This is a genomic window from Mesorhizobium sp. M1406, from assembly GCF_040317555.1.
GTDB lineage: Bacteria > Pseudomonadota > Alphaproteobacteria > Rhizobiales > Rhizobiaceae > Mesorhizobium.
On sequence record NZ_JAMYKW010000102.1, the window covers coordinates 1 to 11071 of the forward strand.

Annotated in this window: 8 protein-coding genes; 3 read left to right on the forward strand and 5 right to left on the reverse strand. The window is 64.3% G+C overall.

Going from position 1 to position 11071, the window contains the following annotated elements; genetic code table 11:
- Positions 1 to 203 precede the first annotated feature (203 nt).
- From NKH03_RS32970 to NKH03_RS32990, 5 genes are all read right to left on the reverse strand, one after another.
- Entirely contained in the window at positions 204 to 1049 is an 846-nt protein-coding gene (locus tag NKH03_RS32970; protein WP_352870257.1) for a fumarylacetoacetate hydrolase family protein, read from the reverse strand.
- Positions 1050 to 1239: 190 nt separating this feature from the next.
- Positions 1240 to 1971 (reverse strand): SDR family oxidoreductase, encoded by a 732-nt coding sequence (locus tag NKH03_RS32975; RefSeq protein ID WP_352973067.1) that lies wholly within the window; start codon positions 1969 to 1971, stop codon positions 1240 to 1242.
- A 189-nt stretch (positions 1972 to 2160) separates the two neighbouring features.
- Positions 2161 to 4533, reverse strand: a complete 2373-nt coding sequence (locus tag NKH03_RS32980; RefSeq protein WP_352973069.1) for an aldehyde dehydrogenase family protein — start codon at positions 4531 to 4533, stop codon at positions 2161 to 2163.
- Positions 4534 to 4610: 77 nt separating this feature from the next.
- Complete coding sequence (gene deoC / locus NKH03_RS32985) at positions 4611 to 5657, reverse strand: deoxyribose-phosphate aldolase (protein ID WP_352973071.1); 1047 nt, start codon at positions 5655 to 5657, stop codon at positions 4611 to 4613.
- A gap of 210 nt (positions 5658 to 5867) precedes the next feature.
- Entirely contained in the window at positions 5868 to 6695 is an 828-nt protein-coding gene (locus NKH03_RS32990; protein ID WP_352870253.1) for a ferredoxin--NADP reductase, read from the reverse strand.
- A gap of 220 nt (positions 6696 to 6915) precedes the next feature.
- Between NKH03_RS32990 and NKH03_RS32995 the strand changes: the two genes are divergently transcribed.
- From NKH03_RS32995 to NKH03_RS33005, 3 genes are read left to right on the forward strand one after another with little or no spacing between them, the layout of a single operon-like run.
- Positions 6916 to 9000 carry a hydantoinase/oxoprolinase family protein gene (locus NKH03_RS32995; protein ID WP_352973073.1) on the forward strand — a complete coding sequence of 695 codons (2085 nt, stop codon included), beginning with the start codon at positions 6916 to 6918 and terminating at the stop codon, positions 8998 to 9000.
- A 1-nt stretch (position 9001) separates the two neighbouring features.
- Positions 9002 to 10741 (forward strand): hydantoinase B/oxoprolinase family protein, encoded by a 1740-nt coding sequence (locus NKH03_RS33000; RefSeq protein ID WP_352973075.1) that lies wholly within the window; start codon positions 9002 to 9004, stop codon positions 10739 to 10741.
- Between the two features lie 20 nt (positions 10742 to 10761).
- On the forward strand, positions 10762 to 10983 hold the full coding sequence (locus tag NKH03_RS33005; protein WP_352878248.1) for a glycine cleavage T C-terminal barrel domain-containing protein: 222 nt from the start codon (positions 10762 to 10764) through the stop codon (positions 10981 to 10983).
- Positions 10984 to 11071: the final 88 nt, after the last annotated feature.

Genomic DNA, 11071 nt, shown 5'->3' on the forward strand with positions numbered 1-11071 from the left:
TGGCGCGCCGACGAACCAATCATAAGGGGGAAAACTGTTACCTATGTATCCGGTTCAAACTGTTACCCATCTATCGGCTGGACAGATAGCTCAAGCGCTGGCGATTGGCGAAAGCATCAACGGCAGCGTCCTTCTCCCCGTTCAACGGGGAGAAGATGGCGGCAGCCAGATGAGGGGCGGCGCGAGCCTCCGAAATATCGCTCCTACACGTCAGCCTTGAACGTCTGCTTCTGCTGACCCAAGCCTTCAATGCCGAGCTCCACCACATCACCAGCCTTCAAGAACACCGGCGGCTTCATGCCGAGGCCAACGCCGGGCGGCGTGCCGGTGGAGATGATGTCGCCGGGGTGCAGCGACATGAACTGGCTGAGGTAGGACACCAGATACTTGACGCCGTAGACCATGGTCCTGGTCGAGCCGTTCTGCATCGTCTTGCCGTTGACCGTCAGCCACATCTTGAGGTTCTGCGGGTCGGCCACTTCATCCTTGGTCACCAGCCACGGGCCGGTGGGTCCGAAGGTGTCGCAGGACTTGCCCTTGGTCCACTGGCCCTGCCGCTCGGCCTGGAAGGCGCGTTCGGAGACGTCGTGGGCAACGCTGTAGCCGGCGACATAGTCCAGCGCATCGGCTTCGCTGACATATTTAGCGGTCCTGCCGATGACCACGGCCAACTCGACCTCCCAGTCGGTCTTGTCAGAGCCGCGCGGGATCAGCACGTCGTCATCCGGCCCGACAATGGCCGAGCTTGCCTTCATGAAGATGATCGGTTCCGGCGGCACGGTGGCGCCGGTTTCGGCGGCATGGTCGGAATAGTTGAGGCCGATGCAGATGAACTTGCCGGTGCCGGCGACGCAGGCGCCGAGGCGCGGGCTGCCGGGAACCGCCGGCAGCGACTTCGGATCGAGCTTGGCCAGATCAGCCAGCGCCGCCGGATCGAGCGCCTTGCCGCCGATATCGCTGACGTGAGCGGACAGATCGCGGATGGTGCCATCGGCATCGAGCAGACCTGGGCGCTCGCTTCCCACCTCGCCATAGCGCAGCAGTTTCATGCATCTTCTCCTGATTGCGGCCAACGGCCGTTTACAATTTCGCTCCGTCGCCGCGACGACGTGGTTCTGGGCGGGCGGAACCTAGCCAGTGGATGGTGGCCAGGCAAGCGTGGATGCCACGCCTGATGTCGGGCGAACCATCATTTTCAGACCTTTGGAACGAGGTACCGATCTTCTCGAGCGGGGCGCTCTAGATCGACCAGCCGCCGTCGATATTGTAGGCCTGTCCGGACGTATAGGTGGCGCCGGCCAGATAGACGGCGAGATCGGCGATTTCCTCCGGCGTGCCGAGCCGGCCCATCGGCTGGCGGGCGATGAAGGCGGCGCGGGCGGCCTCATAGTCGCCTTGCGCGTGCATGCGGTCCTGCAGCGACGGGCTCTCGACCGTGCCGGGGCAAATGGCGTTGCAGCGTATGCCCTTGCCGACATAATCGGCGGCGATCGCCTTGGTCAGGCCGATGACGGCGGCCTTGGTGACGCCATAGGCGAAGCGGTTGGGCACGCCTTTGCCGGCGCCGGCGACCGAGGACATGTTGATGATCGATCCGTCGCCGCGCTCCAGCATGCCGGGCAGCACGGCCCGCACGGTGCGGATCATGGCGCGGACATTGAGGTTGAAGGCGAAGTCGAGATCGGCGTCCTTCATTTCGAGGATCGAGCCCGAATGGACGAACCCGGCGCAGTTGAACAGCACGTCGACGGCACCGATCTCGGCGAAGGCGTCGTTGACGGCCTCGTCGTTGAGCACATCGAGCTTGCGGGTCTTGATGCTGGATGTCTTGGCGAGCTCAGCCAGCAGCACCTCGTTGATGTCGGTGGCATGGACGACAGCACCTGCCTTGGCGAAGGCCAGCGCACTCGCCTTGCCGATGCCTTGCGCCGCTGCCGTGACGACAACGACCTTGCCTGCCAGATCCGCCATGCTGTTCTCCTCGTCCGCTTGGGTCATCCGCATTTACCGGCGGCTGGCCAAGACGTCATGTGCCGGTCACGCGCCATCGGGTGGCCTGCGCCATCGTCGGTTCACTGATAAAGATGTTTTTTCTCGTTAAAGAACATCTGTTCGAGCGTCAAGCCCGAACACGATCACCATCGCGATAGCCACGTGGGCTCAATCGCCGTAGGGCACCCACACATTCTTCACCTCGACGGCCCGGCGCAGGAAGGCGTCGCCGGCAGCCTCATCGGACGCCCAGTCGAGGCCGCGGCCATTGCCGCTCCAGACGCGCTTGAGGTTGCCGATCGACTCGGCTTCCGCCTTGGCGCAGGTGTCGGCGTCGGCGAAGACCCACAGCCCGTCGACATCGTCGTGCTTGGCCAGCACGCCGGCAAGTTCGGCCGTGCGGCCAGTGACGATGTTGATGGCGCCGGCCGGAACGTCGGAATATTCGATGACCTGATAGAGATCGGTCGCCAGCAGCGGATAGCGCTCGGACGGCACTGCCACCACCGTGTTGCCCATCGCGAGTGCGGGTGCAACCAGCGAGATCAGACCCAGCAGCGGCGAGGTGTCAGGCGCGACGATGCCGACGACCCCGACCGGCTCATGCAGTGCCAACGTGACAGCGCGCGCTGGCGGCTGGTGCACGCGGCCCTCGAACTTGTCGGCAAGACCGGCATAAAGGAACAGTCGTTCGATCGACTGCTCGACCTCGTCGCGCGCCGCCTTGGCGGAGACGCCCGTGAGTTGCACGAGACGCGCCGAGAACTCGCCGGCGCGGCCGGAAAGGTTCTCGGCCAGATAATAGAGCACCTGGCACCTGTTATAGGCGGTCGCCTCCGGCCATGCCTTGCAGGCGCGGGCGGCGGAGACGGCATCGCGGATGTCCTTGCGGCTGCCGAGACCGACCTCGCCGGCAAGCTTGCCCTTGGCGGTGGCGACCGCCAGCGAGTAATTGCCGTCCGGGCGAACCTGCTTGCCGCCGATGAACAGCTTTGCCGTGCGGTCGATCGCGTCGCCGTCGGATTGCTCGACCGGTTGCGCCGAGATCGTCGCCGGCTTGATGACCGGGCCGAGCGGCAGTTTCGCCGCGAGATATTCGAACATGCCTTCGCGTCCGCCCTCGCGTCCGAAGCCGCTTTCGCGATAGCCGCCGAAGCCACAGGCGGCATCGAACATGTTGGTGCCGTTGACCCAGACGACGCCTGCCTTCAGCTGCGGCGCGACATGCAAAGCGAGGTTGACGTTTTCGCTCCACACCGAAGCCGCCAGCCCATAGCGCGTGTTGTTGGCAAGCTCGATCGCTTCCTCGGTGTTGCGGAAGGTCATGGTCGCCAGCACCGGGCCGAACACCTCCTCCTGCGCCAGGATGTTAGCCGGCGAAACACCTGTGGCGAGCGTCGGCAGATGATAGTAGCCGGTGGACGGCAGCGCCGCATCCGGCTGCCAGCAGACGGCGCCCTGTCTGGCGCCCTCGGCAACCAGACCCTTGACCCGGTCGAGCTGTGTCAAGTCGACCAGCGGGCCGATGTCGGTGTTCTTGTCGAGCGGGCTGCCGACGCGCAGCCGGCTCATCCGCGCCTTGACCTTGGCGATCAAGGCATCGGCAATGCCTTCCTGCACCAAGAGCCGCGATCCGGCGCAGCAGACCTGGCCCTGGTTGAACCAGATGCCGTCGACCAAGCCTTCGACCGCGCTGTCGAGATCGGCGTCCTCGAAGACGATGAAGGCCGACTTGCCGCCGAGCTCCAGCGACAGTTTCTTGCCCGAGCCGGCGGTTGCCTTGCGGATGATCTTGCCGACCTCGGAAGAGCCGGTGAAGGCGATCTTATGAATGCCGGGGTGGTTGACGATGGACGCGCCGGCCTCAGGCCCGCCCTGGACGATGTTGACGACGCCTTTCGGTACGCCGGCGCGCTCACAGATTTCGGCGAACAGGATTGATGTCAGCGGCGTGAACTCGGCCGGCTTCAGCACCACCGTGCAGCCGGCGGCGAGTGCGGGCGCGATCTTCCAGGCCAGCATCAGCAGCGGAAAATTCCACGGGATGATCTGGCCGACGACGCCGACACCCTCGTGGCCGGGAAAATCCCTGTCCAGCGCCTGTGCCCAGCCGGCATGGTGGATGAAATGACGGATCGCCAGCGGCACATCGATATCGCGGCTTTCGCGGATCGGCTTGCCATTGTCGATTGTCTCAAGCACCGCGAACAGGCGCTGATGGCGCTGCATGGCACGGCCGATGGCATAAAGCACTTTCGCCCTGGCATAGCCTGAACTGGCGCTCCACTTGGGCAGCGCCTTGGCGGCCGCCGCAACCGCCGCGTCGATGTCGGCGGCAGTGGCGTCCGAGACCTTGGCCAGCAGCTTGCCGGAAGACGGTTCGCTGGTGTCGAAAGTCTTGCCACCGGAAGCGGCTTTCCACTCGCCGCCGATGAACAGCGCCTTGCCGAAATCGCGTGCGGCAAGCCAGGCATCGGCCTCGTTGCGAGCTTCCGGCGCCGGGCCGTAATCCATGGCGTGATAGCGGTCGAGGATGTTCATGGATCGCTCCAGATAATTGTCTTGGAAGGCGTTCTTTCGCGCGAAAGAACTCCACGTTCAAAGCTTTAGCCCGATCCCTATGCCATTGCGTGGCGATGATTGGCCGAATAGTGACCGGTCAGATGGTGCTCGAGCTGGCGCTCGATGTCGGTCAGCAGGCTCGATGCGCCGAAACGGAACAGCTCGGGCTCCAGCCACGGCCGTCCGAGTTCTTCCTTCATCAGCACCAGCCAGTCGAGCGAAGCCTTAGCGGTGGAAATGCCGCCGGCAGGCTTGAAGCCGATGAGATAGCCGGTTTCCTCGAAATACGCCCTGATGGCGCGCACCATGGCGAGGCCGACGGGCAGCGTCGCATTGACGCTCTCCTTGCCGGTCGAGGTCTTGATGAAGTCGGCGCCTGCCATCATCGCCACCATCGAGGCCAGCATGACATTGCGCAGCGTGGCGAGGTCGCCGGTGCCGAGGATGACCTTCAGATGCGCGTCACCGCAGGCGGCGCGCATCGAGACGATCTCATTGTAGAGCTCCCGCCACTTGGCCCCGAACACCAGCCCGCGCGGAATGACGACGTCGATCTCGTCGGCGCCGTCGCGGACCGATGCCTCGATCTCCTGCAGGCGGGTCGACAGCGGTGCGAGGCCATGCGGAAAGGCGGTGGAGACGGCGGCGACATGGATGCCGGTGCCGCGCACGGCATCGACGGCGGTGGAGACGAAGGGGTGATAGACGCAGACGGCCGCCGGGCGGATCGGTTCCCCAGCAATGCCGAGACCCTCGACGATGTCGCGGCGGAACGGGTTGATCGCCTTGGCGCAGAGCCGGCGCACGCGCTCCTCGGTGTCGTTGGAATTCAGCGTCGTCAGATCCATGCAGGCGACGGCGCGCAGCAGCCAGGCCGCCTGGTTGTCGGCCTTGATCGAGCGCCGCTTGGTCAGGCTGGCGACTCGCCGCTCCAGCGCCGAGCGATTGACGCCGCGCACCGATTCCATGAAGCCGAGGTCGAGCTTCATGCCGGGATTGCGCGCGATGCGATGGTCCAGCGGAACGGCTGTGTTGGCGGCGGCACGCGCGGGCAGCGGCGTCACCTTGGTGCCGAGATCGGCTTCGCGGATTGTGCTGCTCATCTCCTGCCCTTTCATTCAGCGACGTGTGCTTATGTCTTGGTGCGTATCGTTTTCCCAAAACCGCTCGACACTTTTGGGCGACACGCACGAAGATAGCCCGTGAAGTCGCACTTCACGAGTCCTTCAGGCGGTCATAACCGAAAAAGGCGGCGAAAGCAGCCAATTTTTGACCACGTGGTCAAAACGCAGAATTGAAATGCTGAGTGCTGCTCAGCCGACGAAGGCGCGCTCGACCACGAAAGTCGCCGGATGGCTCAGCGAGCCTTCGACGAAGCCGAGGCTTTCGGCCAGCTCCTTGACGTCCTTCAGCATATGCATCGAGCCGCAGATCATGATGCGGTCGGTTTCCGGATTGAGCTTGTCGATGCCGAGATCGGTATAGAACTTGCCGGAGCCGATCAGCGCGGTGATGCGGCCCATGCGCTCCGATTCTTCGCGGGTCGTCGAGTTGTAGAGCGTGACGCGGCCGCCGGTCAGTTCGCCGATCAGCGGGTCGCTTTCCAGCGCCGCGACCAGTTCCTGGCCGTAGGTCAGTTCCGCATTGTCACGGCAGGTGTGGGTCAGGATGACCTGCTCGAACTTCTCGTAGGTGTCGGGGTCGCGCAGCAGGCTGGCGAAGGGCGCGATGCCGGTGCCGGTCGAGATCATGAACAGCCGCTTGGCCGGGGTCAGCGCGTCGACCACCAAAGTGCCGGTCGATTTCTGCCGCATGATGATCGTATCACCGACCTGGATCTTCTGCAGTTCCGAGGTCAGCGGGCCGTCCGGCACTTTGATCGAGAAGAATTCCAACTCTTCGTCCCAGGCCGGGCTTGCCACCGAATAGGCGCGGTACACCGGCTTCTCGGCATTGGGCAGGCCGATCATGACGAACTCGCCAGAGCGGAAGCGCAGCGACCGCGGACGGGTGATGCGGAACGAGAACAGCCGATCGGTGTAGTGCTTCACCGAGACGACGGTTTCGGCGTAGACGTTGGCCGGAATCGGGAATTGCAGCGGGCGGGCGCCGACGGTGTTGAGAGCGGATGTGGTGTTCATCAAATCCAACCTTCTGGCCCAACTGTGGATGCGGGCGCCAAACCTTCACCTGCGCGCCCGAACCATTCAGGTCCCGGCGTGCTGTTCGCACACTCCAAAGCGGCAAGCTCTTGTGTCCCGAATTTATTAGTATACAAACGATATTTGCGTCAAGATGCTCCCTTAAAACAGCTTTCCAAACTGACGCATATCCGTAGTCCGCGCATTTCGGGTTTCGACGATGGAAGAGAATTTTTCGGCGCAAGCACATGATTCCCTGGGAAATGTCGTTGCCGGTATCGATGTCGGCGGCACCTTCACCGACCTGCTCCTGATCGACGGACGCGACGGCGGCAGGGTGCACATCGCCAAGACCCCGACCACGGTCGACAACCAGGCCTTCGGCGTCGTTTCGGCAGTCGGCGCCACCGGATTTCCCATCGACGGCATCGACCTGATCGTGCATGGCACGACAACCACCACCAATGCGGTGCTCGAACGCCGGCTGGCGAAAACCGGCATGATCACCACGCGCGGCTTTCGCGACGTGATCGAGCTTGGCCGGCGGACACGGCCGCAGGCCTATGGCATGACCGGCAGCTTCGTGCCGATCATTCCGCGCAATCTGCGGCTCGAAGTGTCGGAGCGCGTCGAGGCGTCAGGCGCGATCCGCACGCCGCTCGACGAGGCGGAAATGCGCGAGGCGGTGAAGACGCTGATCGCGGCCGGCTGCGAATCCCTCGTCATCCATTTCCTGCATTCCTACGCCAACCCGGCGCATGAGCGGCGCGCCGCCGAAATCGCCGCCGAATTCTGGCCGAACGGCTACATCACGGCGGGTCACGCGCTTCTGTCGGAAGCGCGCGAATTCGAGCGCGGCGTCACCGCCTCGGTCAACGCCTCCGTACAGCCGATCCTCGAGCGCTATGTCGAGCGGCTGCGCAAGGAATTGGGCGCGAAAGGCTATGCCCGCGACTTCCTGATCATGAACGGCAATGGCGGCATGATCTCGGCCCGCTTCGTCACACGTGAGTCAGCCAAGACGGTGATGTCCGGTCCGGCCTCGGGCGTAATCGCCGCCGCCTATACCGGAAAGCGCGCCGGCTTCGAAAACCTCGTCACCTACGACATGGGCGGCACCTCCACCGACGTGGCGCTGATCCGCAACGCCGAGCCGGCTGTCTCGAACGAGATCGAGATCGAATATGCGATGCCTATCCACGTGCCGATGGTGGCGGTGCACACGGTCGGCGCCGGCGGCGGCTCGATCGCCCGTGTCGATGCGGCCGGCCTGATCCAGATCGGCCCGGAAAGTGCCGGTGCCAATCCTGGCCCGATCTGCTACGGGCGCGGCGGCCTGGAGCCGACCATCACCGACGCCAACCTGGTGCTCGGCCGGCTGGCGCCCAAGAAGCTGCTGGCGGTCGAAAATCCCGTCACGTCAGAGCGCGTCACCAGCATATTCAAGGACAAGATCGGCAAGGCGACCGGCCTGTCCGGCGTCGAGGCAGCGGGTGCGGTGCTGCGGCTGGGCAACATGAAGATGGCCGGCGCCATCCGCATGGTCTCGGTGTCGCGCGGCCACGATCCGCGCGATTTCGCGCTGTTCGCCTTTGGCGGTGCCGGCCCGCTGCACGCCACCGCACTGGCACGCGAGCTCGGCCTGCCCAAGGTACTGGTGCCGGCGCGGCCAGGCATCACCAACGCGCTCGGCTGCGTCGTCGCCGATCTGCGTCACGACTTCGTCAACACGATCAACCAGCCAGTGACTGTACTCGACGAAAACCACCTTCACGCGGTATTGGAACGGCACCGAAACGAAGGCGAGGAGCTGATCGGCAAGGAAGCGGTGAAGCCGGAGACGATCCGCGTCACGCACTCCGCCGATATGCAGTTCGTCGGCCAGACCCACATCATCAACGTGCCATTGCCGTCGTCGTCAGTGACGCGTGCAACGCTGCAGCAGCTTTTCGAAAAGGCTTATTTCGCCCGCTTCAAGGTCGAATTGCCGGAAATCCGCGCCAATCTCGTCAACCTCAACACCTCGGTCACCGGCGTGCGTCCGGCGATCGATCTGTCGCGGCTGATCGACCCGGCGGGGCGCGCCAAGACGCTCGACGAGGCGCGACGAGAAATCCGGCCGGTCTGGTATGGCGGCCAATGGCACGACACGCCGGTATACGCACGCGAAAAGCTGCCGCTCGACGCGGTCATCGAAGGGCCGGCGATCCTCGAACAGATGGACGCCACCACCGTGCTCGAACCCGACGACCGCGCACGCTGCGACGCCGACGGCAACATCATCATCGACATTGGCGAGGCCTGATATGGCAAAGCTCGACGCCATCACCCTTTCGGTCCTCCAGGCGGCGCTGCAGCAGGTCTGCGACGAGATGGACCTGACCTTTTCGCGCGCCGCCTTCTCGCCTGTCATCGCCGAGGCCAACGACCGTTCCGACGGCATCTATTCGGCCGTCGACGGTTCGCTGATCGCGCAAGGCAGCCAGGGCCTGCCGGTGTTCGTCGGCGTCATGCAGTATTCGACCAAAACGGTGATCGAGATGATCGCCGATGGCCGCTGCCTCCCGCCCAATCCGGGCGACATCTACATCGTCAACGACCCCTATCTTGGCGGCACCCATCTGATGGATGTGCGCTTCGCCATGCCGGTCTATCGCGACGGCAAAATCTTCTGCTGGCTGTCCAACACCGGCCACTGGCCCGACATTGGCGGCTCGGTGCCGGGCGGGTTTTCAGCCTCGGCGACGGCGGTCGAGCAGGAAGGCCTGAGGTTGCCGCCGGTGAAGCTGTTCAAGAAGGGCGTGCTCGATCCAGAGATCTACGCCATCATCTGTTCCAACATCCGTGTCGCCGACCAGCGCATCGGCGACATCAGGGCCCAGGCGGCTGCACTGCTGATCGGGCAGGATCGGCTCAACGGAATCCTGGATCGTTACGGAGACGAAACTGTCGTCGAGGCGATCGCCGAACTGCGCCGCCGCGCCGCCGAGCAGATGCGCGCCAACATAGCGGCAATCCCCGACGGCACCTACCGTTCCGAGGCCTTTGTCGATTCCGACGGGGTGGTCAACGAGCCGCTGACCATCGCGCTCGCCGTCGAGAAACAGGGCGACACGCTGACCTTCGATTTCGCCGGCTCGTCAAAGCCGTGCGCCGGACCGATGAACAGCGTGCTGGCGACGACCCTGTCCTCGGTCTATCTGGCCATGCGCCACATTTTCCCCGACGTGCCGATCAGCGCCGGCGCGTTTGAACCGCTGATCGTCAAGCGGCCGGAAGGCACTTTCCTCGACGCCAAATATCCGCGTCCGGTCTCCGGCTGTGCGGCCGAAGTCTCGCAGCGCATCGCCGAGGCGGTGTTCGCGGCCATGGTGCAGGCATTGCCGGAGAAGGTGACGGCGGCCCCCGCCGGATCCAGTGGCAACTTCGCGCTCGGCGGCAACGATCCGGCGCGCGGCCGCGACTACGTCATGTACCAGATCTCCGGCGGCGGCTATGGCGGCAATTCAAGCCATGACGGCCTGACCAATGGCTGCTCGACCATCGGCATTTCCAAATCGCCGCCGGTCGAGATCATGGAACAGGCTTTTCCTGTGCTCTACCGCCACTATGCCTTGCGCGAAGGCTCCGGTGGCGCCGGCAAGCATCGCGGCGGCTTCGGCCTCGCCTATGAGGTCGAGATACTGCGCGGCGATGCCCGCGCCTCCTTCGTCATGGATCACGGCCGTTTCGGCCCGCAAGGCGCGCTCGGCGGCAAGGATGGCGCGGTCAACACGGTGACGGTCTTCCGCGACGGAGAGGAACATGTGCCGCCGCACCTGTCCAAGGAGCAGGACATCGCGCTGAAGGCTGGAGATCGGGTCAGGGTCGGCACGCCTGGCGGCGGTGGCTATGGCGATCCGCGTGAGCGGAATGCCGATCTGGTGCTGCGCGATGTGGCGCTGGGGTACTACACGCCTGCGGAAGCCAGCGAAAAATTTGGCGTGGTCCTCTCGGGCGAGCTCGCGATTGACCGGAAAGCGACGGACAAGCAGCGCGCCGGCTGACGCACCGCCATTGCAACGGCTTGGTCCGTTCGCCGCGCCGCGATCGCCGCGAGGATGCCGGTATGGTCACCTACAGCGACCACGGTTATTCTCTCGGCAAGGTGCTGGCCACCGCGCATCTGCGGCTGCCGTTCACGGCCATTGGCACGGAGCTCAGCATCGACATCGAGGGCAGGCCGACCCGCGCAGTGGTGGCGCCGATACCGTTCTTCGATCCGGAGGGCGTTAGGTTGCGAGCCTAGCGCGGCTAGAGCGGGATGATTTTAGGTTCGGTCATAGCCGGCCTCGAGGAAGTAATTTCGGCATTCGTTTGAAGTGACAATTTCGAGG

Bases quoted from the DNA above. Each gene is read 5' to 3' on its own strand.
- NKH03_RS32970 (WP_352870257.1), bottom strand. From the start codon at position 1,049: ATGAAACTGCTGCGCTATGGCGAGGTGGGAAGCGAGCGCCCAGGTCTG.
- NKH03_RS32975 (WP_352973067.1), bottom strand. From the start codon at position 1,971: ATGGCGGATCTGGCAGGCAAGGTCGTTGTCGTCACGGCAGCGGCGCAA.
- NKH03_RS32980 (WP_352973069.1), bottom strand. From the start codon at position 4,533: ATGAACATCCTCGACCGCTATCACGCCATGGATTACGGCCCGGCGCCG.
- deoC (WP_352973071.1), bottom strand. From the start codon at position 5,657: ATGAGCAGCACAATCCGCGAAGCCGATCTCGGCACCAAGGTGACGCCG.
- NKH03_RS32990 (WP_352870253.1), bottom strand. From the start codon at position 6,695: ATGAACACCACATCCGCTCTCAACACCGTCGGCGCCCGCCCGCTGCAA.
- NKH03_RS32995 (WP_352973073.1), top strand. From the start codon at position 6,916: ATGGAAGAGAATTTTTCGGCGCAAGCACATGATTCCCTGGGAAATGTC.
- NKH03_RS33000 (WP_352973075.1), top strand. From the start codon at position 9,002: ATGGCAAAGCTCGACGCCATCACCCTTTCGGTCCTCCAGGCGGCGCTG.